This window comes from Geothrix sp. SG200, assembly GCF_022808935.1.
Classification (GTDB): domain Bacteria; phylum Acidobacteriota; class Holophagae; order Holophagales; family Holophagaceae; genus Geothrix; species Geothrix alkalitolerans.
Map to the genome: position 1 here is coordinate 490751 of NZ_JAKZFR010000002.1, position 19529 is coordinate 510279.

The 19529-nt window shown below is 65.3% G+C and carries 20 protein-coding genes; 7 read left to right on the forward strand and 13 right to left on the reverse strand.

Annotated features, from left to right (window positions below; all coding sequences use genetic code 11):
- Window positions 1–16 precede the first annotated feature (16 nt).
- Both ML539_RS07630 and ML539_RS07635 read right to left on the reverse strand, forming a co-directional pair.
- On the reverse strand, window positions 17–1951 hold the full coding sequence (locus tag ML539_RS07630; RefSeq protein ID WP_243322196.1) for a L,D-transpeptidase family protein: 1935 nt from the start codon (window positions 1949–1951) through the stop codon (window positions 17–19).
- Window positions 1948–3900 carry an aconitase family protein gene (locus tag ML539_RS07635; protein ID WP_243322198.1) on the reverse strand — a complete coding sequence of 651 codons (1953 nt, stop codon included), beginning with the start codon at window positions 3898–3900 and terminating at the stop codon, window positions 1948–1950. The genes ML539_RS07630 and ML539_RS07635 overlap by 4 nt, the downstream gene beginning before the upstream one ends.
- A gap of 132 nt (window positions 3901–4032) precedes the next feature.
- On the opposite strand from ML539_RS07635, the gene ML539_RS07640 reads away from it, so the two are divergent.
- A complete protein-coding gene (locus ML539_RS07640) occupies window positions 4033–4302 on the forward strand; it encodes a hypothetical protein (protein WP_243322200.1) in 270 nt (89 codons plus the stop codon).
- A gap of 81 nt (window positions 4303–4383) precedes the next feature.
- Here ML539_RS07640 and ML539_RS07645 read toward each other — a convergent pair whose 3' ends face one another.
- From ML539_RS07645 to ML539_RS07660, 4 genes are all read right to left on the reverse strand, one after another.
- On the reverse strand, window positions 4384–4731 hold the full coding sequence (locus ML539_RS07645) for a DUF1292 domain-containing protein (protein ID WP_243285858.1): 348 nt from the start codon (window positions 4729–4731) through the stop codon (window positions 4384–4386).
- Between the two features lie 140 nt (window positions 4732–4871).
- Window positions 4872–5075, reverse strand: coding sequence for a cold-shock protein (locus tag ML539_RS07650; RefSeq protein WP_243285857.1), 204 nt, complete (start codon window positions 5073–5075; stop codon window positions 4872–4874).
- Window positions 5076–5257: 182 nt separating this feature from the next.
- A complete protein-coding gene (locus tag ML539_RS07655) occupies window positions 5258–6040 on the reverse strand; it encodes an NlpC/P60 family protein (RefSeq protein ID WP_243322202.1) in 783 nt (260 codons plus the stop codon).
- A gap of 42 nt (window positions 6041–6082) precedes the next feature.
- Window positions 6083–6382, reverse strand: a complete 300-nt coding sequence (locus tag ML539_RS07660) for a PilZ domain-containing protein (protein ID WP_243322204.1) — start codon at window positions 6380–6382, stop codon at window positions 6083–6085.
- 179 nt (window positions 6383–6561) lie between these two features.
- Here ML539_RS07660 and ML539_RS07665 point away from each other — a divergent pair, with 179 nt between their 5' ends.
- Window positions 6562–6834: an Ada metal-binding domain-containing protein gene (locus ML539_RS07665; protein ID WP_243322206.1), complete on the forward strand. Its 273-nt coding sequence runs from the start codon at window positions 6562–6564 to the stop codon at window positions 6832–6834.
- Window positions 6835–6882: 48 nt separating this feature from the next.
- Here the strand turns inward: ML539_RS07665 and ML539_RS07670 are convergent, their stop codons facing one another.
- Entirely contained in the window at window positions 6883–7872 is a 990-nt protein-coding gene (locus ML539_RS07670) for a DUF2911 domain-containing protein (RefSeq protein WP_243322208.1), read from the reverse strand.
- Between the two features lie 859 nt (window positions 7873–8731).
- Here ML539_RS07670 and ML539_RS07675 point away from each other — a divergent pair.
- The 5 genes from ML539_RS07675 to ML539_RS07695 all read left to right on the forward strand — a co-directional run bounded on the left by ML539_RS07675 (window position 8732) and on the right by ML539_RS07695 (window position 13074).
- The gene (locus ML539_RS07675) at window positions 8732–9805 is read left to right on the forward strand and encodes a DUF4062 domain-containing protein (protein ID WP_243322210.1); all 1074 of its coding nucleotides are present in this window, start codon (window positions 8732–8734) and stop codon (window positions 9803–9805) included.
- Between the two features lie 136 nt (window positions 9806–9941).
- Window positions 9942–11048, forward strand: a complete 1107-nt coding sequence (locus ML539_RS07680) for a hypothetical protein (RefSeq protein WP_243322213.1) — start codon at window positions 9942–9944, stop codon at window positions 11046–11048.
- A gap of 152 nt (window positions 11049–11200) precedes the next feature.
- Window positions 11201–11491, forward strand: a complete 291-nt coding sequence (locus ML539_RS07685; protein WP_243322215.1) for a hypothetical protein — start codon at window positions 11201–11203, stop codon at window positions 11489–11491.
- Window positions 11492–12069: 578 nt separating this feature from the next.
- Window positions 12070–12429 carry a hypothetical protein gene (locus ML539_RS07690; protein ID WP_243322217.1) on the forward strand — a complete coding sequence of 120 codons (360 nt, stop codon included), beginning with the start codon at window positions 12070–12072 and terminating at the stop codon, window positions 12427–12429.
- A 168-nt stretch (window positions 12430–12597) separates the two neighbouring features.
- Window positions 12598–13074, forward strand: coding sequence for an RDD family protein (locus ML539_RS07695; protein WP_243322219.1), 477 nt, complete (start codon window positions 12598–12600; stop codon window positions 13072–13074).
- Between the two features lie 95 nt (window positions 13075–13169).
- Here the strand turns inward: ML539_RS07695 and ML539_RS07700 are convergent, their stop codons facing one another.
- The 6 genes from ML539_RS07700 to ML539_RS07725 form a co-directional block, all read right to left on the reverse strand.
- A complete protein-coding gene (locus ML539_RS07700; protein WP_243322220.1) occupies window positions 13170–16229 on the reverse strand; it encodes a hypothetical protein in 3060 nt (1019 codons plus the stop codon).
- 6 nt (window positions 16230–16235) lie between these two features.
- Window positions 16236–17357, reverse strand: coding sequence for a hypothetical protein (locus ML539_RS15450; RefSeq protein ID WP_279341563.1), 1122 nt, complete (start codon window positions 17355–17357; stop codon window positions 16236–16238).
- 131 nt (window positions 17358–17488) lie between these two features.
- Complete coding sequence (locus tag ML539_RS07710; RefSeq protein ID WP_243322223.1) at window positions 17489–17797, reverse strand: hypothetical protein; 309 nt, start codon at window positions 17795–17797, stop codon at window positions 17489–17491.
- A gap of 60 nt (window positions 17798–17857) precedes the next feature.
- Window positions 17858–18292 carry a nuclear transport factor 2 family protein gene (locus ML539_RS07715; protein WP_243322225.1) on the reverse strand — a complete coding sequence of 145 codons (435 nt, stop codon included), beginning with the start codon at window positions 18290–18292 and terminating at the stop codon, window positions 17858–17860.
- 493 nt (window positions 18293–18785) lie between these two features.
- Complete coding sequence (locus ML539_RS07720; protein ID WP_243322227.1) at window positions 18786–18998, reverse strand: YtxH domain-containing protein; 213 nt, start codon at window positions 18996–18998, stop codon at window positions 18786–18788.
- Window positions 18988–19380 carry a DUF948 domain-containing protein gene (locus ML539_RS07725; RefSeq protein ID WP_243322229.1) on the reverse strand — a complete coding sequence of 131 codons (393 nt, stop codon included), beginning with the start codon at window positions 19378–19380 and terminating at the stop codon, window positions 18988–18990. Before ML539_RS07725 ends, ML539_RS07720 begins: the two co-directional genes overlap by 11 nt.
- Window positions 19381–19529: the final 149 nt, after the last annotated feature.

Consider the following 19529-nt stretch of genomic DNA (forward strand, 5'->3'; position numbering starts at 1 on the left):
ACCCGGAGCGCCCGGTTCAGAGGGCGACGAGGATGGCCTTGGCCAGGTCCGTGAGCGAGGGATCCCGCGCCCCCATCACGAGGATGAGGTCACCCGCCTTCGCTTCGCCAGTCAGACGATCCACGAGCCATTCCCGCGAAGGTGCGGCTTCGGCGGCGGTACCTTTCGTGGCGATCTCGGCCACCACCTCGGCGCTGGTGATGTCCCGGGCAGCCGTCCCGCCCGCGTAGAACACGTCCAGGAACCAGAGGCGGTCCTGCGGCCCGAGCTCCGCGGCGAAGGCGTCCACGAACTCCGCCCGCAGGAACTTCAGGGGCCCGAAGCCGTGGGGCTGGAACACCGCCAGCACCCGTCCGCCAGAGGCCGCCGTGCGCAGGTGGGCAGCCCGGAGGGAGGCCGCCACCTTGGCGGGATTATGCGCAAAGTCGTCCACCACCGTCACGCCGCGGCATTCGCCCAGCACCTGGAAGCGCCGGGCCACGCCCTGGAAGACAGCCAGCGGCCCCGCCATGGCTTCAAGCGGCACGCCCACCGCCTGGCAAGCCGCCATGGCCGCCAAGGCATTCTCGACATTGTGGAGGCCTGGCACGGGCAGCCTGAAATCCTTTCCCCCTGCGCGGAAGGCGGTGCTTTCCGCGCCAAGCACCAGGCCCTCGGCCCGCAATCCGGCCCCATCCGCAAACCCGAAGGTGGTGGCGCCCATGGCGAACTCGCGCAGATTCTCCGCCTCGCCCACCACGGCGGCCTCCCGCACCTGGGCGCGGAAGGCGCGGAACATCTCCGCCACCACGGCCATGTCCTTGTGGTCTTTCTGGAGGTTGAGGATCACGCCCACGGCGGCGTGGTAGCGCACCACGGACCCGTCGCTCTCGTCGGCCTCGATGACCAGCAGGTCCGACGCACCGGCCCAGGCATTGCCCCAGCGTCCCTCCCGCTGGAGGGCCACCAGCTCGCCGCCGGTGATGACGGAGGGGTCGCGCCCCGCGCCCCGCAGGATCTCGAAAACCATGGCCGTGGTGGTGGACTTGCCGCTGGTGCCCGTCACCGCCACCGTCCGGTACTTCGCCACCACATGCGCCAGCAGCTCCGAGCGATGCAGCACGGGTACCCCCAGGCGCCGGGCCGCGGCCACGTCCGGCACCTCGTCCTCCACGGCGGTGGACACCACCAGGGCCGCGCAGTCGCCGGTCAGGCCCGAGCCGTCCTGGGGATGGATCGCCACGCCCAGGTCCTCCAGCTGCGCCCGGGCATCGGGCCGTTGGCCCCGGTCGAAGCTGCGGTCGCTGCCGCTGGCCCGGCCGCCCTTCATGCACGCGAACTGGGCCAGGGCGCTCATGCCGCTGCCCGCCACGCCCGCGAAGTGGAGCCGTCCCAGGCCGAAGCCGTCACCGGGCAGGTCCTCGGCGATGAGCAGGAGATCCCCCTCGGCCATGCGGTCGAAGAGCGCCACCACGTCGGTGTTGGACAGGCGCACGCAGCCATGGGACACCGGCGTGCCCAGCTCGTGCTCCTGGTTGGTGCCGTGGAGGTAGATCCAGCGCAGCCGGGAGTCCCGCCCCGGCCCGCGGTTCCAGCCCTCCTCCAGGCCCTCGAGGGTGAGCACGCGGGTGAGGATGAGGTCCTCGTCGCGCGGCTCGCCGCGCCACACCTCGCCGGTGGGCTGCTGGGCCCTGAACACCGCGCCGGGCTCGGCCTCCTCGCCGATGCGCGCGAGGATGCGGTGCCAGCCCGTGGGCGTGCGGTACGAGTTCTCTTCGCAACCCAGGCCGTTCTTCGCCGTGGAGACCACCGCCTCGAAGACCAGCCGTCCGTCCTCCAGCAGGCCCAGGCGCTGGCGGGCCGCGTCCACCACCGCCACGCGCGCGCGGGGATCCCAGGCGGGCGCCCCCGGCCGGGCGAGGTTCGCCAGCAGGAGGGCGCGGTAGCGGGCGGCCAGGACCGGATCGATCACGCCTCCACCCCCGCGATGCGCCCCGCCAGGGCGCTGGCGGCGACGGTGGCGGGGCTGGCCAGCCACATCTGGCCCGGCCCGCTGCGGCCGGGGAAGTTGCGGTTAATGGCGCTGATGGTCACCTCGTCGGGTCGCGTGGAGACGCCGGGCCCGGCGTTGATGCAGGCGCCGCAGGAGCTGCCCAGCACCACGGCCCCCACGGCCTCGAAGGCCGCGATCCAGCCCTGCGCCTCGGCGTGGCGGCGCACGTCCTCGCTGCCGCACTGCACGAAGAACCGCACGCCCTCGGGGATACGCCGTCCCTCCGCCGCCGCAGCCCTCACCACCTCGTAGGCCCGGCGCAGGTCCTCGCGCTTGCCGCCGGTGCAGCTGCCCAGGTAGGCGATGTGGATGGGCACCGTCTCGCCCAGGCCCGACAGGGCCAGGCCGTTCCCCGGATCGCCGGGGCGGGCCAGCATGGGCCCCAGGGCCGCGCAGTCCACGTCGAGGGTCTTGGCGTACTCGGCGTCCTCGTCGCCGCGCATCCAGGGCTCCAGCGTGATTTCCGCGCCCCGGCGCTCCTTCACGAAGCGCACGGTCTCGGCATCCGGCGCGATGAGGCCCGTGAAGCCGCCGATCTCCGCCGCCATGTTGGTGAGCGTGGCCCGCTCGTCCGTGTCCAGGTCGCGCAGGGCCTCGCCCTGGTACTCGACCACGTGGCCGATGGCGCCGCCCTCGCGGATGAGGGGCTGGGCCAGCAGGTGCAGCACCAGGTCCTTGGCGGACACGCCGGGGCGCAGGCGCCCATTCAGGCGCACCCGCAGCGTGGGGGGCACGGTGACGCGCGCGTCGCCCGTCACCCAGGCGCAGGCGATGTCCGTGGTGCCGACGCCGAAGGCCAGACAGCCCAGCGCGCCGGCGTGGGGCGTGTGCGAGTCCGTGCCCACCACCACCTGGCCCGGCAGGGCGTAGCGCTCCGCCATGATGGCGTGGCAGATGCCCTCGCTGCCCGATCCGTCGGGCAGCTCGCCGTGGAGCCGGATGCCGTGCTTCGCGCAGAAGGCCTCCTGGGCGGGCTTCAGGCCCTCGGCCACCGCCAGTAGGCCCATGGCCCGGTGCTCAGCCTTCATGCTGTGGCGCAGGAAGGTGAGGTGGTCGCGGAAGGCCAGGATGGAGGACGGATCGCGCAGCTGGACGTCCGGCCCCAGCGCCTTCTCCAGGAAGCTGGCGGCCATGGGCGTCACGTACTCGTGGCTGAAGCGCCAGTCGGCCTGCACGAAGAGGCCGTCACCGGGCTTCACGACCCGCAGGCCCACCTGCCCGGCCGCGGCGTCCACCACCGTGTGGCGCGCCAGCAGCTTCTCGGCGTAGGTCATGGGACGCGGCTTGTGGGCGGGCAGCGGCGGTGCCACCTCGCCCGCTAGGCGCGCAGCGTTGTAGGCAAAGAGACCCCCGCGCCGCACGATCTCCGCCGTGACGGGATCCAGGCCCTCGGTGAATTCGGCCAGGGGGATGCCCTCGCCGCGCCGCAGCCGGGCGATCAGGCCGAAGTCCGTGCTGGTGAGCAGGCCCAGGTTCTGGCAGTTCTGCCGGTAGATGCGCTCGAAGCTCTCCGCGATCACCAGCCGGAGGCCCGCGCACCACTCGGCATAGGGGCTGGCCTCGCGGCTGCTGCCCTTGCCGCGGCGTTTCCCCGCCACGCTCACCGCGAAGCCGCCGGCCTTCACGGCACCTTCCTTCACCGGGAAGCGATCCCCGCACTTCAGGCCCAGGTAGGGGAAGTCACCCAGCTTCTCGTCGTAGTGGTAGCAGATGAAGGCCGGCGTGATCTCGTCGGTGCTGATCTGGTCGCGCAGGGGACCGATTGCCGAGGGATCCAGGTCATCGCCCGCGAGTTGGCGATGGATCGGTTCCGGATCCTCCGTGAGGAACAGGATTCGGCCATCGAAGAAGATCGAGTCGGGCAACATCCTTCCAGAGTACGGCAAGGGCAGGCACTCGGGTTTTGAGAGAAGAATGACCCCCAGCCTGGGCCCATCGCTTGATCAGACGCCAGGGGCTTCTATATTGAGCCAAGCCAAAAGGCTTAAAAGGAGCTGCGCATGAACAAGGTGGGCATGTTTGCCCTAACGATGATCTTGGCCGGATCGACGGCCCTTTCCGCCCAGAGCAAGGAGGACAAGAGCCGGGCGAAAGCCAAGGATACGGTGGACAGGGTCCGGCAAGCCGATCCGCCCCAGGCGAAGGAACGCAAGAAGGACGACACGGCGGAAAAGCGTTCCAAGGAGGCCAATGCCCAGGAGCAGGCCCACCAGAAGGAAGTCGCCAAGAAATACCCCGCGAAAGGCAAGGACGTACCCTCACCCAAGTAGCATTGCATCCAAGCTCGATCTACGGATTCACGCAGGAAGGCCCCCAACCGGGGGCCTTCCTGCGAATGACGGAGATTCCGCTCAGTCCTTCTCTTCCTCGGCCTTGAGCTTGGCTTCCTGCTCGTCGAGGTGCTTCATGAGGCGCTCGGCCAGCTCCTCGTCCTCGAGGGGCGTGAACATGTCGTCCTTCACCTCGAAGATCTCCAGGCTCAGGCCCTCTTCGGGGTCCGCGGTGCCGTCCTCCTGGGCCTGCAGCTCGGCCAGGGGGGCCAGAATGGCGAAGTCGCGGCCTTCGAACTCGAGCTCTTCCAGAATCGCGAACTCTTCCTTCTCGCCATTCTCGTCTTCGAGTTCAACGACTTCGATCTCGAAGGAATCGTCGTGATCGTGATTGCAGTCCGGTCCGTGCTCGTGACCTTCGTGAGCCATGGGCTCCTCCTTGCGCAAGTGACCAGAATACGGTCGGAGGCCTTTCGGGCCAAGGAAATAAGCTGAGCGGGACCGGCCGCGGCGAAATCCGAAAAAGAATCGGCCCCCCGAAGGAGGCCGATTCCGTGTGAACGGTACGGTTAGATCTTGGTGACGTTGGTGGCCTGGGGGCCCTTCTGGCCCTGACCCACGTTGAAGCTCACGCGCTGATTCTCGTCCAGGGTGCGGAAACCCGTGGTCTCGATGGCGGAGTGATGAACGAACAGATCCGCACCACCGTCATCGGGGGTGATGAATCCGAAACCCTTTTCGGCGTTGAACCACTTCACGGTTCCCTGAGCCATGTAACTACCTGCTTTCTTCGTCCTGGATGTAGATGCATTGTTCCTTCCAGGCGAGGCAGCAACGCTTTTTGATACCCGCACGACCGGCGGGCGATTTCCAGTCTAAGGCCATTCCGCATCCAATTTTCAAAAAATCGACGAATTTATTTGCGGGCGCATCTTAGGGGTCGCGGCAAAACCCCCTAGAGGTAGCTCCGCGCCCCCATGAAGGCGCGCTGGTAGTAGCGGTCCGAGAGCCGGTCCCGGCGGATGCCCTGCCCCGGCCGCGGCGCGTGGATGAAGGCCCCATCCCCCAGGTACAGCGCCACATGGCTCACCCGGCCACCCCCGTTCGTCGCGAAGAAGAGCAGGTCCCCCGCCCGGGCGTCATCCAGGTCCACAGCCCTGCCCACCTCGAACTGGGCCTGGGAGGAGCGCGGCAGCTTCAATCCGTTCAGCCGGTACACGGCGCCCGTGAGGCCGCTGCAGTCGAAGCCCTTCTCCGTGGTGCCCCCGAACAGGTAGGGCACGCCCAGGTAGCCCGTGGCGGTCTCCACCAGGCTGGCCCGCAGGCCCTTCTCGTCCTCGGGGTGGACCTGGAAACGCCCGCCGGCCCCCGGGGCCGATCCGTTCGGAGCCACCACCCAGAATGTCTCGATCACCCCGGCGGCCTTCAGGGCCTCGCCGCGGGCCCGGGCCTTCTCCTTGGTGGCGAAGTCTCCGAACCGCACCCGGTAGAGGCCGTCCTCCGAGCCGTAATAGGCCGCCTCCAGACCCTGCACCTGCAGCGCCTGGGCGAAGCGCGCCGCGTTCTCCACCTTGGCGAAGGCTCCGGCCTGCAGGGTGTAGCCCAGCCGGGGAATGACCCGCGCCCCGACCAGGCTGGAGGGGGGCCGCTCCACGGTTCGGCGCGGCGCACGCGTGCAGGCCGCCAGCGCCAGCAGGGCCGCCGCCACGGATGCGCCCCTCCTGTGCCTGCTGAGCATGGGACCCCGCCTGAAGGATGCAGGGATCCTAGCAGGTGCCCGTCAGGCGATGAACTTCAGACCGACCCGGATCCCATGCCGCGTGGGCTGGATCCACTTCACCTCGGAGAGAACCGACCGGGCGGCGTCCTCCACGCCGGTGGGCACGTGGACAGTCAGCACCTCGCCCCGGTGCAGGAGGCAGTTGGTGAGCAGGCTCACGCCCGCGTCGCTGATGTCGCGGCCAATGCCCGTGGCTCGGATCTCCGCCGGCGGCCCGAGCACCGTGTCCACGCATTCGAATTCCACGATCTGGTTCAGGATCGCCCGGGGGCAGGACCGCTTTTCCATGGGGTGGCTCATGGGGATTCACGATAGGGAGAATTTCCAGTCTAGACAATATGAATCCTGCTGCTTTTTCCCTTTTGGCTCGAGACCCCACAGGCCCCTCTCGATGGCCGTCATCCGTCCCTAGGGTCTGGCGCCGGGCGCGAATCGACCGAAATTGAGTCTCGCAATTCGCCTTCCGGAGGAGGTGCCCGATGCGAACGCTCCAGCTCCTGACCATGGCGGCCCTGATGGCGAGCCAGCTGGCCGCTCACCCCTATGACAAGCCGAAGGCCGAAGTCGAAGCCAAGGCCAAGGCCAAGGCCGAGGTCATCGTGGGCTGCAAGGAGACAAAGGTGTACCACAAGGCCAACTGCAAGTGGGTGAAGGAGATCGACAAGGCCCACACCCGCGTGGACTTCACGTCCGTGGCCGAGGCCAAGAAGGCCGGGATGAAGCCCTGCGAGGACTGCAAGCCCGGCGACTAAGGCGGGTCCGATCCGCCTGCTTCAGGATGTGGAATCCTCCGATCCCCGCTACTTGAGCTTGTCGAGCTCGCGGTGGATGCGGGTGCGCTGGTCCTCCTGCTTCACCTTGTCGAGGGCCTTCTGGTAGTTCGCGGCGGCCCGGGCCTTGTCGCCCTTGAGGGTGTAGGCCTCGGCGAGGCTGTCGTAGACGTTCCAGGAGTCGGGGTGATCCTTCACGTTCCGCTGGAAGAGGGCGATGGCCTCGTCCACCTTCTTCTGGCCCAGCAGCGTGTAGCCCAGCTGGTTGACCTCCGCCTCGGTGGCCCTCGCCAGGGCCTTCGCCCGCAGGGCCTCGGCGCCCGCGGCGTCGCCCTTCTTGTCCAGCAGCGCGGCCTTGGTGCGCAGGGCCGTGAAGGATTCCCGCATGGCGAGGGAGCGGTCCACCCAGGTCATGGCCTCGTCCAGGTTCACGTCGTGGCGGACGCACCAGCCCGCGGCGCCGCTCCAGGCCTCCGGGTAGAACTGGTGGAGGCCGCGCAGCTGCTCCCGCAGGCTCTGCACCACCACCGCCTTGGAATCCACCGCAATCGGGATGGGCACCCGCAGCTTCTCCCAGCGCAGCGACAGGGTGACCCCCTGCTCGCCGGGATCGTCGAAGGTGTAGGCGAGGCGCTCGGTCGGCTCCGCCGGCACGGGCGTCACCGGCACCCGGGCCACGTCCTCCTTGGCGTCGTAGCTGTAGCTGCCCCAGCCGTGGGACTGGCTGCTGAAGATCACGGTCCAGGCCGTGGCCGTGGGCAGCATGTGGAGGCCGTAGCGCCCCGCCGGCAGCGGCGTCCCGCCCACCCGGACGGGGCTGGAGAAGGTCACCACGGTGTTCTCGTTGGCCCCGGCTCGCCAGACCTCGCCGTAGGGCACCAGCCCGCCCCAGACCTTGCGGCCATTCACCGCCGGCCGATGGTAGCTCACCTCGATGTCCGTCAGCCCCACCGTCTGGCTGAGCGTGGCCCGGGGACTGGCCTCGGGCAGCCTGAGGGGGGGCGCCTGGGCAACGAGCACGGGCGCAACCGAGAGCAAGGCAACAGCGAACCGATGCATGGGACACCTCCGCGAAGCATCCTGCCCCCAAGCCTGAAGAACCGGAAGGGACCTGGGGCGAGTGGTGGGATTCCGGGGGTGACCGGGATGGGAAGGACGATGTGAGCCACGGATGAACGCGGATGGACACGGATTGAAAAGCAAAAGCATTCAGCCGGTGATGAACGGGGATGGGCGGGGATGGAAAAGCCAGTCCGGTTATCGGCCTGGCTCAGCCAGAAAAGGAGGCAACCGCGAATGGTGCGAATCGCCCTGCGGGCGCGCGAATGGCGGATGACCGTGCTCCCGCCGCCGCACGCGGGGCCTGTCGCGCATCGCGCGGCAGGGGGCCAGAGGCCCAGGCGGCCCGTCCCGGCCGCATTCGCGCTCATTGGCGTCATTCGCGGTTCGAGCTTTCAGGCTGGCGCTTCCCGATCCTCAGGAAAGCCAAAAGGCCATTCAGCCGGTGATCCCAGTGATTGTACGGATGGGGCCTTGGCCGCACGCAGCATGGGCTCATCCAGGGGCGGACCCAGGCAGGGACCTGCCCTGCCTTATCCCCGTCCATCCCCGTTCATCACCGGCTGAAAAAGCCTTTCCCAGGAGAACCCCGGGCTGAAGGGTTCATCGCCCCTCACGCGCCATCCGGACCCCCGGCCAGACCCTCCGGACCGTTCAGCGGCCATTTCGCACCGTTCAGCCGGTTGTGATGAGGATCAAACCGGCCAAGTGGGAACATGATCGCGAAATAGCCCAGCCTCAACTTCCACCCAAAAAGCGTTCATTGGCTTCTGCCATTCAGTTCGCCTAATACTAAAGTTAGACTCAGCACAGGTGCCTCATGGAAAAACGATTTCAAGTCTTCGTGAGTTCCACCTTTCTCGATTTGCAGAAAGAAAGACAAGCCGCGCAGAAAGCAATTCTTGGGTTAAATCACATGCCTGCAGGCATGGAGTTATTTCCTGCAACGGATGACAGTGCATGGCAATTAATATGCGATGTCATTAACATTTCTGATTATTATGTAATTATAATAGGCGGGAAATACGGAAGCATTGATGAAGCTGGTATCAGCTACACAGAACGAGAATATGAATATGCACTCAGTCGAGAGATTCCTGTTATTCCCTTGCTACATAAAGATCCAAAGGAACTTCCGAGAAACAAGACCGAGGAATCGGCCAAGCTTTGGAAAAAGGTAGACGCCTTCAGGAAGCGTATAGAAAAACGCCATCATTGCTCGTACTGGCAGACCGAAGATGATCTACAAGCAAAACTAATTGTAGCTTTAATCGATTCAACCAAGCGAAACCCAAGAACCGGCTGGATCAAATCCGATGCAATTGCTTCTTCCGAGGCGACCAAGGAAATTCTAGATCTTCGAAAAACAATCGACTCTCTTCAGAAAGAACTTGCCGATCTAAAGGGCCTTACCGATCGGAGCATTGAAGACTTGGCGCAAGGCAAAGATACACATGATATTGATATAAATTTTACACTATCGAAACATGGAGCGCCATGGGGATCCCCAGAAAGAATGTTTAGAGGCAAGGACAGACTTCGATTCAACTGGGACGAAATCTTTTCATTGATCGGTCCTTTGGTTATCGAGGTGTGCCCTGATACACAGGTGAAGGCCGCAATCACTAAACACTTTAAGGATAGATACAAATCGGTAGCGCAATCTAAATACCCTGACCGCGAAATCACATCCCTTTCCATCACGGAATCTGAGTTCCAAAAAATTAAAGTTCAGTTTCTTGCACTCGGATTGATCACTTTTTGCCAAATATCCCCTTCTCCGGAAAGCCCTGGCCGAATGGTGAGGGCCTGTCAGATAACACAACGAGGCCAGCTATACCTCATCAACTCAACTGCAATCAGAAGGCCGAAAGGCCGCACCAAATCTGTCTAACCCTGCGCTCAACTCGGACCCCGCCTGCATTGTCTTCCGTTCTCTCTCAACATTCTGCTTTCTTGGCTCCGCTCATCGCCTCGGTACAGGCGGGGCCGGTTAGCGCCATTCGTTAGATTTCCTGAAAGGGTCTGCCATGAATGTTGAACGCCTTCACGCTATAGCTGCGGCTCTCCAAGCGGACCTATCAACGACATCTACCCTTCCGCTTCTCCAGCAGCTCATATCCTCACTTTCCAATCAGATAAATCAACCAAACCAGCCACAATTTCAGCAGCAGACAAGCCAGTTTTTAGAGCAGCTCACCAGTGCACTCAGGAATGCGAAGGTAAATAAATTCAGCCCGACTTGGATTCAGGTCATGCAGGAAATTGGTGCCGCGAACATCGTTGGCTTAAGGTTGGAACAAGAAATATCGAATATTTTTAATCGTAACCAAATTACGCCTTCTGTTGCACAACAAGAGCTACAGGAGCTGTTCAATCAACTGCAGGCAGTATCAAGCGGTGTTGATCAATTTCTATCTGGTGTAAAGACACTTAAGATTGGATCGGAAACACTAGAACCAGGCGACTGCGAGCTTGGCGTGCTCATACCGCGTTCCTTTGTGGATAACCGCCTTGATCACTTCGCGGAAGAGTTGGAAGAACTGAATAGGATCTTTGGTGTATTTTCGGAACTTTCTACTGGTAGTCGGCCAGGTTTTGAAATCAAAACAATCTCATCCACTGATTTGACTGTGTACCTCGAAGCTACTGCTGTAGTAGGGGCCTGTGTCGCAACTGCAATCGAAAGAATTATCGCACTATATAAGTCACTTCTAGAGATACGAAAACTTCAAAGTGAGTTGGTCAAACAAGGTTTGGAAAAAGAAAACCTGAAAGGCATAGAGAAGCATGCAAATGGAATGATGGCCAATGGGATCGACGAACTTATAAAGGACTTACTTGCTGAGTACATGCCAAACGGTGATCAGGGAAGGGCAAACGAACTTTCCATAGAGCTTAAACTCGTACTAAACAAAATGGCTGATCGTATTGATCGAGGGTTCAATGTAGAGGTTCGAATGGAGAAGCCTAAAAAACCAAAAGATTCAGATGATGAGGATCAGAATCACCAGGCATTGTTGGCCGCTAGCTATGCCAAGATCGCCTCGGCGTCTGATCAGCTTCAATTCCTAAAACTTGAAGGCGAGCCTCTCCTCAAGCTGTCTGCAAAAACAGGAACAAAGCCCAAAGAGTGATGCACGGAAATCTAACCCTCCGCTCAAGTCGGCCCCGGCCTGCATTGCCTTCCGCTCTTTCTTAACATTTCGCTATCCCGGATCCGTCCATCGCCTCGGTGCAGGCGCGGCCGCTTAGCTTCATTCGTTAGACCTTTCCCAAGGAGCCCGAGTTGAACAATCTTCATTCAACCTTCAAGGATCTCCCTCCAGCTTCTAAGGAAGCAGTGCTTGATGCAGTCGAAGCGACGCTCACCAGCCTCATGAATCACCTAAAAACTCGCTTCGAGACACATCGAGTCACAGGTGAGGCCATGAAATTAATTATGGATACAATTGAAGTAAACGATCTTCAATCAGCCCTAACTGATGCCAAACATGAACTGCACGACAATCCTAATTCATCCCTAGGTTCATTTTGGGAACAATTTTGTTCATTCTCCAAATGCGCCGACCAGGCATAACCCTCCGCTCAAGTCGGATCCCGCCTGCATTGTCTTCCGCTCTCTCTCAGCTTCCCGCTTCCACGGCTTCGCTCATTACCTCGGTACAGGTGGGGCCGGTTAGCTTTGTTCGTTAGGGCCTGCTCGGAGCAAACCAATGAACCGCCCTAAAATACCAGCCGAAAATCAACATCCACGGCCCCCTTCTGCCGAAGAGGCAAAACCCATCGAGATCAAAGCCGATAGGGTTGACTTGCCGCCTTCAATCGCTGGGAATGCCTTCCATAATCTTCTGTATGGGCCCATGGCAGGCCAGCCGTCGAAGGCGGCCGCAAACGGAGGGCCCCGCAAATCGAGCCTCGTGTTTTGGGCGTTACTCGTCATGGCCGTCTTCTGCATCTATTACTTCCGCAACACGGACCAGGGCTCTTCCAAAAATATTCCACCACCTCAGTCAAGGCCAACCTGGCCCTGACCCTGCGCTCATCCCAGGCTCCGCCTGCCTTGTCTTCCGCTCTCTCTCAATTGCTCGCTTCCTCGGCTCCGCGCCTCGCCTCAGTGCAGGCGGGGCCGGTTGGTCTCCTTCGTCAGGACGCCAGATGAACAGTGCACCCAATCAACAAGCGCCTCATTCCTCCGCCCTGAAGTTGGTCGGCTGGACCTTTGGACCAATCATCTTCTTTATTCTCATGGCTTTAATTTTCGGTAAAACGCACCAAACTCTCACATTCCAAAAATGGTCTTTCCCATTGATTCTTGTTGCAGCGGGTGCGGGTCAGTGCCGTGCTTTTGTGATGAGCAATAATATTGATAAAAATCGTCCCATATTGATAAAAGCATTTGCTTTTATGCTCACTCTATTTTCACTCATGTTGCTCCTTTTTTGGGTCGGTCTTTTCGTTATGTCTGCCTACCATCTGCTGAACCCGACAGCTTCCCCACTATTTGGGGGCAGATGATGCGGAGCGGTTCGCTCGTCAGCCTTCCCTTCCGCGCAGCACGGACCTCGCCTACATGGCCTCCCGGCCTCTCTCAACATCCCGCTTCCTCGACTCCGCTCGTCGCCTCGGGGCAGGCGGGGCCAGCCAGCTTTATTCGACGAGCATCACCACCCACCAGAGGCACCCATGGATCAGCCCCGCAACCCCTACCTGCCACCCGCCAGCGTGCTGACCGAGGAAGGCGAACTGGCGCCTCTTCCCATCGAGATGGTGGGAGCAGGCACGAGGTTCGCCAATTTCATGATTGATAACATCATTTGTTATGCACTTCAGTTTTCCCTTGGTGTGGCCATCGTTCTGATCTTCAAAGCCGCTGGGGCCGCTCACCTGAAGACAGGCTGCATGGCGAACCTCTACGGAATCCTCGTCACCGTCATCTATTACTCGTTCATGGAATACAAGTTCGGCTTCACGCTGGGCAAGCTCGTGACCAAGACCCGTGTGGTGGACGAGTCGGGCGGGCCCATTTCGCTTGGCAAGGCGATCGGACGGTCCTTCTCGCGGTACATCCCCTTCGAGCCGTTCTCCTGCTTCGGGGCTGAGTCCCGTGGTTGGCATGACTCCATCTCGAAGACCTACGTGGTGAAACGCTCGGAGGCCTGACCCCCCCTCTCTCTTCCTGCGCACGCGCCCCTTGGGACAGGCGAGACTCATCCGTGCCTTCCTCGTCGGCGCTCATCTGTGGCTGCCCCTCCTTTTCACTGAACCTCGAACACATCCAGTCCGTCCTGCAGGGTCGTCCTCCCGCTGATGGAGACGACCTCGCCCACGCGGAAGGGGCGCTGGCGGCGGCGGAGGACGGGGGGAAAGGCCACGGCTTCGCAGAGGCCGGTCTCGTCCTCGAAGGTGACGAACTGCATGCGGTCGCCTTTCTCGGTGGCCACTTCCTTGTCGGCCACGACCAAGGCCCAGAAGCGCAGATATCGTCCGGGGGTTCCACGCTCCGCTGCGCTGCGCGCCTCCATGGATCGCACGGTGCCTTGCACCGCGCTCCCGCTCGCGGCGCTCGCGGACATGGAGCCTCCCGCCCGGGCCCCCGCGCCCGGGTCCGGCCAAGCCGTACCCGGGCTTCCCCCCCTCCCCACATCCGCCACGCGGTCGGGCCCGCCGCCCTTCCGCACGCGGGCGAGGGCGGCGGGGTGGATCTCCAGGGTGAGGGCCATGGTCGCCATCTCCAGGTCGGCGCGGTCGAAGGCGTCCGTGGGGCGCGGGCGCACGCCGGGGGGCACGCCGCCCAGCCGCGCCCACATGAGGCGCGTGCGGTCACCGTCCGGCGCCCAGCGGTCGAAGGCCCCGGCGGCGCAGAGGGCCTCGGCGGTGGTGACGGAGGGCTTCACCCGGCCCAGCAGGTCATCCAGGTCCGCGAAGGGGCCGTGGCGCTCGCGCTCCTCCAGCAGCCCGCGCACCTCCTTCTCGAGGGCGCCCTGCACCTGCATGAGGCCCACGCGCAGGGCCTGGCCGCCCTCGGCGGTGAAGGCCCAGGCGGAGGCGTTGGCGTCGGGCCCGCGCACCACCAGCCGGTGGCGTCGGGCGTCGCCCAGGTAGGCGATGGCGGGGTAGTAGCCGCCCTGGTTGGTGACGACGGAGGCGAAGAACTCGGCCGGATGGTGGGCCTTGATCCACGCGCTCTCGAAGCTCACCTGGGCGTAGCTGGCCGAGTGCGGCTTGCAGAAGGAGTAGCCCGTGAAGGTGCGGATCATGTCCCAGGCCTCGTCCACCGTGGCCTGGCGCGCGCCCCGTTCTGCGCATCCGCGCCGGAACCGGGCCTCGAAGTAGGGGAGCTTCGCCTCGCAGTCGGGCTTGCCCAGGAGCTTGCGGAGCCGGTCGGCCTCGAAGTGGCTCCAGCCCGCCAGCGCCACGCAGACCTTGAGGACATCCTCCTGGTAGACCAGCACGCCGAAGCTCTCGGAGAGCAGGTCGCTGAACACGGGATCGCTGGGCTCCCAGGCCTCCTCGCCGCGGCTGCGCTTCACGTAGCGGTCCACCCAGCGGTAGGCCGCCGGCCGGATGAGGCTGGAGTGGATCACCAGGGTCTCGAAGTCGCCCTTCCGCACCCGCTGCTGGAGCTGGCGCGTGGCGGGGCTCTCGACGTAGAAGACGCCGATGCTGTCGCCCCGGGCCAGGAGGGACTGGGTGGCGGGATCCTCGCGTGCATGCGTACCGGGGTCGGCGGCCACGGCTTCGCCCAGCACCGCGTAGGCATCGCGGATGACGGCCAGGCTGCGGTTCCCCAGCAGGTCGATCTTCACCAGGCCGTAGCCCTCCACGCCGTCCTTGTCCCAGGTGGTGGTGGAGACGCCCTCCTTGGCCGGCGCGGGCTGGAAGGCGGCGTGCTCCCAGAAGGGGCCGGGGGTGACGACGGTGCCGCCGGGGTGCACGGAGAACTGGTGGAAGTGGCCCTGGAGCGCCGCGGCCTGGCGGAGGATGACCTCCCAGGCGGGGTTCTCGGCGGCGCGGGGGAGGCCCCCTTCCCAGCCGCGGACGAAGCGGGCCAGCTGCTTGAGCTCGCTGTCGGGCCGGCCGTGGGCCTGGGCCACGGCGCGCAGGGCGCCCTTGGCCTTGAAGAAGGCGTGGTTGGCCACCATGGCCACGCGGTCGCGGCCGTAGCGCTCGAAGACGGACTGGATGACGGCGTCCCGCTCGTCCCAGGCGAAGTCGAGGTCCATGTCCGGCGGGTCCTTGCGCTCCTTCGTGAGGAAGCGCTCGAACATGAGGTTCGTGGCCACGGGATCCACGTTGCTGAGGCCCAGGGCGTAGCTCACCAGGGACGCGGCCCCGCTGCCCCGGCCGCAGATGCGCGGGGCGGCGCCCCGGGCGGCCCGCACGATGTCCTCCACCAGCAGGAAGTAGCGGGCGAATCCCTTGAAGGCGATGAGGTCCAGCTCCTGCTCCATGCGGGCCAGCACCTCGCCGCCCGGGCTCCGGAAGCGTGCCGCCACGCCCGCCCGCACTTTTTCCCGAAGGAGAGCGTTGAGGTCCGCGCCTTCGCGGCCCAGGGGCTCGGGCAGCACCCAAGCCCCCCAGTGGATGCTCCAGCCTGAGATGCGCTCCAGGACAGCCGCGGTGGCCCGTTCCACGGCGGGCTCGCCGAAGGGGAAGCGGGCCTCCCAGTCGGCGCGGGGCACGGCCGCCTCGGCGGAATCCCACAGGGCCTCCATGCGGATGAGCGTCGTCTGCTGATCGATGGCCCGCTTGAGGCGGTGCATCTCCAGGCCCTCGGCCGTGCGGAAGCGCAGCACCTGGGGCGCCACCACCTCCAGGCCCGCCGCCAGGGCCTTCCGGGCCTCCTGGGCGCGGCGAGGATGGGCCAGCAGGGCGCCATAGAGGCCCTCCCGCAGCAGCGCATCCAGGCCCGCGAGGTCGTCGGCCAGCAGCACGCAGTCCAGGGGCGGCTCGGAGGCGCCCAGGCCGGGGATGGGGGGCTCGCGGTCCAGGTGGGCCTGGGCCGAGAGCAGGCGGTTCAGGGCCGCGTAGCCCGCATCCGTGAAGGGCAGCGCGCCATACCCGTGGCCCCGCCAGGTGAAGCGGCTGCCCAGGTGCAGGCGGAAGCCCGTCCAGCGCGGATCCGGCGGCAGGCCCTCCAGGCGCCGCGCCTCGTGGATCCAGTCCAGCTCCGCCCGCAGCTTCGGATAGCCCGCCACCCCCCGGTCCCAGCAGACCAGGTCGCGGTAGCCCAGGCGCCGCGCCAGCGACAGCAGCTGCCTCGCCGGGTAGACGCCTTCACCCACAGAGAAATCGGAGATGCCGAGAGCGAACATGGGGCCTCAGGCGCCCCGGGCCATCCACCCCGGCAGGACGGCCCGGTCGGGGAAGCGGCGGCGGAGGCGGGCCAGGGCGGGCTCCAGGCGCTCGAGCTTGGCGTTCCGGGGATCCTCGAAGAGGGCCCGCTCGCGGCCCAGGCCCCAGGCCAGGCGCAGTTCCACCTCGCGCACGAGGAGGCGGCGGGTGGCGCCCGCCAGGAAGGCCTGCTGGAGGCGGCGGGCCAGGACCAGGGGCGGGGCCGTGAGGTCCTCGGGGGCGGCCCGCCAGGTGTGGGGCTCGCCGTCCACGTCCCACCATCGCAGGGTCAGCGTGCGGGGGTGGCGGGGGTCGGACCAGAGCCAGTCCAGACAGCGGACGGCCAGGGCCACCTCCTCCGGCAGGCGGGGGGGCTGGAGGCGCCAGCCGTGGCGGGCATGGCCGGGGCGCTCGGTGAGCAGGGGCAGCCTGGGCCGGTCCTCGCCGCGGACCCGGGCCCGCAGATCCGGCGCGGCCTTGGGGTTCGTGAGCTCGGCCAGCACGGGCAGGGGCACGGGCTGGAGGTCCCCGAAGACCCGCAGGCCCAGGCGGTGGAAGCGATCGTGGAGGCGCGGGGGCAGGTCCGGCAGGCGGCGCAGGGGCTGGGGGGCCAGGAAGGCGGCCTCGGCCCCCTCCCCCACCCGCTCCAGCTCATGCTCGGCCCGGGCGGCCAGCTGGGCGGCGGTGGCGCTGAGGGAGAGGCCCCCATGGCTGGCCCAGCCGCGGCGCTCGGCCAGCTCCCGGCGCATGCGCTCGGCGGTGTCCGCCAGGGGCCCGAAGAGCGCTTGAGTGCCCTGGAGCTCCACCAGGGCCTCGCCCAGGCGGCCCAGCTGGCCCTGGGGCGTCCAGTGCTGGAGGAAGGTCCCCAGGTCGGCCTGGGCCTCCCACCAGACCTGGGGCGAGGGATCCAGCACCCGCAGGCCCGGCGCCCGCCGCAGGGCCTGGTCCAGGGGCAGGCCCGGGGCCAGCCCCTCGGCCCGGCCCAGGCGGTTCACGAACCAGAGCACCGGCGAGCGGGGGCTCTCGGGGCTCAGGAAGGCCAGGGGCCGGTCCCGCAGGCCCCCGTCCCGCCCGCAGGCCAGCTGGAACGGCAGCTCGGGAACCCACATCGCCAGCACCGGGACCTCCTGGGGGATCCAAGTATGGCGAAAATTTATCGAAAATCAAGCCGCCGCACGTTCCCCAGCGGCCGCGCTGCCGTGCGGGCAGGGCGAGCCAGGACCTGTGTCGGAAACAGGCCCTAGTGCGTCAGCGAGGCCTCATGGAAGACCTGCTTGGCGACGTCGAAGGCGGTCTCCTCCGGTGGCGTGGTGAACCCACCCTTGATGCCCTGCTGCATGCGCGGCATCAGGATCTCGTTGCGGAACCGCTCCCAGCTTTCCTTGGACTCGTGGATCGCCACGATGGTCCAGCCTCCGGCTGACGGACCGGCCGCGTGGAAGATCTGCCCCTTCGGCAGACTGTCCTTGCTGGGGTGGACCGCCGCGAGGGACGCCTCGTACTGCGCCTTGGTGCCGCCGGGGAAATGATGCACGATGCCGTAAGACATGATGGCCCTCCTCTTGGGTGGAACTGGGGCCGCATCTGCGGGGCCCCAGAGATCATGAGCTCAGGACTTTGCGAGCATCCGGTTGAGGATCTCCACCATCGCCGGGGAAACGTCCGTGTGGTGGTGAACGATCTTCCAGGTGCCTTCCTCACGCCGATAGATGTTGGTGACGCGGATGTCGATGGCCGCAGGCTGGCCGGCCAGCTTGAACGCCCCGCGCTCGACGCCCAGCTCGTAGGCCAAGTCCCCCGTGACCCGGATGATCTGGTCCTCCAGCCGGATCCGCCCCTCCGTGGAGGCCTGGGCGACCTGCTGGAAAGAATCCCAAACCTTGCCCCAGCCGACTTCCCGTCCACCGACGGGGTGCATGGCCGTCGCGTCCGCACCCTGCGACCAGCTGTCGGCAAGAAGGCTCGCATCGCCGTTGGCCATCCGGTTCAGCCCGGCGTAGAACCGCTCCGACGCTGCACGGACTTCGTCCACCTGGGATCCCATGGGCATCTCCTCTAGACCAGGACCACACCGCTTCCCTGGCACGCGAGGTCCGCGCCCGCAGCTGTCCTTGGACCAAGCCAAGGTAGGTTTTTAAAAAACTGAGTCAATGTCTCAACAGAAAAGGGCTGCAAAAGCCCCCACTCGATGCCGGGGTCGCCCAGGAGCCGATCGACCTCATCCCACCCAAGGCCGTCTTGGCGAGGATCGGCCGCTGCGTCCTATTCGGTCCATCCACCCGCGCGGGAGCGTTCCCGTGCGCCGGCTTGCGTGCGCCCGGATGGTCACCGGGACCTGGAGCCCCCGGCCACAAGACGGGGAGTGGACGCGACCTTCCCCGTCCTTGGCGCAGTCCCCCACCCGGCGATGCCGGCCAAATCCAGGCCCGGTCCCGTCGGCAGGAGGGCATCCTGCCAGGCATCGACCAGGCGCGGTCATCGCCTGGGGTCCTGTTGGCTGGAATCCCCTGGGGTGGCGTCGAGCGGGCAATGCCCCTTCAGGCGCCTACCATGTCATGGTCTCTGTCCCGTTCCCGCTCGAAGGGCCTGGAACTGGCGAAGCGGTCTCGCACCCGCTGGCCGAGCCCCTTGATGTCTCCGCGCAGCTCTGGCCCGGTCTTGGGCGTGGTGAGTACGGCGATGGTGGCCCCCACGGCCGCTCCTGCGAGGAAGAACAGCAGAGAGTTCCCAACGTACCGTTCATCGCTCATGGGCTCCCTCCTTCTGAGGATCCGCGGCGCGGCCTCGGATCCAATGTAGGGCGGATTGAAGGCCTGTCACGAGCGCCTCCAGCCAGGGCTCAAGGCGAGTGGGCCGCATGAAGGACCCGCGGAGGCCCGAAGCCACCCCCGCAGCCACCTGGGTCAGCATCGTGGGATGAGCCAGCGATTCGGCGGCAAGCTGGCCCACCGCTTCCACCTGCAGCCGCAGGTCATGCACGTCCTGCGACACCTGGCGCAGATCCTGCGAGGCGCTCTCGGCGAACTGCTGGACCGAGAGGGCGGTCCGGCGGGCCTGGATGAGCAGTGGCACCAGGAAGCCTGTGAGCAGAAGGATGGCGCAAGAGAGGACGACCTGCAGCAGCATGGGCATACGCACCTCCTGGAAGTCCTGGAAGTATGGGTCTTCCAGACGAACCAGGCCTTTTTATTCGCCTTCGGGCGATCTGTTTCTTTCAAGCCCCGCCAGGAGCCCCGTGCGCGAAGGCCGGAGGCCGTGCGCCCAGGGGCGGAATCGGGAAG

What these genes read in the sequence shown, in the direction of transcription:
- ML539_RS07655 (WP_243322202.1), bottom strand. Translation starts at nt 6,040, where the DNA reads ATGCTCAGCAGGCACAGGAGGGGCGCATCCGTGGCGGCGGCCCTGCTG.
- ML539_RS07690 (WP_243322217.1), top strand. Translation starts at nt 12,070, where the DNA reads ATGAACAGTGCACCCAATCAACAAGCGCCTCATTCCTCCGCCCTGAAG.
- ML539_RS07700 (WP_243322220.1), bottom strand. Translation starts at nt 16,229, where the DNA reads ATGTTCGCTCTCGGCATCTCCGATTTCTCTGTGGGTGAAGGCGTCTAC.
- ML539_RS07715 (WP_243322225.1), bottom strand. Translation starts at nt 18,292, where the DNA reads ATGGGATCCCAGGTGGACGAAGTCCGTGCAGCGTCGGAGCGGTTCTAC.
- ML539_RS07660 (WP_243322204.1), bottom strand. Translation starts at nt 6,382, where the DNA reads ATGAGCCACCCCATGGAAAAGCGGTCCTGCCCCCGGGCGATCCTGAAC.
- ML539_RS07680 (WP_243322213.1), top strand. Translation starts at nt 9,942, where the DNA reads ATGAATGTTGAACGCCTTCACGCTATAGCTGCGGCTCTCCAAGCGGAC.
- ML539_RS07650 (WP_243285857.1), bottom strand. Translation starts at nt 5,075, where the DNA reads ATGGCTCAGGGAACCGTGAAGTGGTTCAACGCCGAAAAGGGTTTCGGA.
- ML539_RS07725 (WP_243322229.1), bottom strand. Translation starts at nt 19,380, where the DNA reads ATGCCCATGCTGCTGCAGGTCGTCCTCTCTTGCGCCATCCTTCTGCTC.
- ML539_RS07645 (WP_243285858.1), bottom strand. Translation starts at nt 4,731, where the DNA reads ATGGCTCACGAAGGTCACGAGCACGGACCGGACTGCAATCACGATCAC.
- ML539_RS15450 (WP_279341563.1), bottom strand. Translation starts at nt 17,357, where the DNA reads ATGTGGGTTCCCGAGCTGCCGTTCCAGCTGGCCTGCGGGCGGGACGGG.
- ML539_RS07675 (WP_243322210.1), top strand. Translation starts at nt 8,732, where the DNA reads ATGGAAAAACGATTTCAAGTCTTCGTGAGTTCCACCTTTCTCGATTTG.
- ML539_RS07640 (WP_243322200.1), top strand. Translation starts at nt 4,033, where the DNA reads ATGAACAAGGTGGGCATGTTTGCCCTAACGATGATCTTGGCCGGATCG.
- ML539_RS07665 (WP_243322206.1), top strand. Translation starts at nt 6,562, where the DNA reads ATGCGAACGCTCCAGCTCCTGACCATGGCGGCCCTGATGGCGAGCCAG.
- ML539_RS07695 (WP_243322219.1), top strand. Translation starts at nt 12,598, where the DNA reads ATGGATCAGCCCCGCAACCCCTACCTGCCACCCGCCAGCGTGCTGACC.
- ML539_RS07720 (WP_243322227.1), bottom strand. Translation starts at nt 18,998, where the DNA reads ATGAGCGATGAACGGTACGTTGGGAACTCTCTGCTGTTCTTCCTCGCA.
- ML539_RS07635 (WP_243322198.1), bottom strand. Translation starts at nt 3,900, where the DNA reads ATGTTGCCCGACTCGATCTTCTTCGATGGCCGAATCCTGTTCCTCACG.
- ML539_RS07710 (WP_243322223.1), bottom strand. Translation starts at nt 17,797, where the DNA reads ATGTCTTACGGCATCGTGCATCATTTCCCCGGCGGCACCAAGGCGCAG.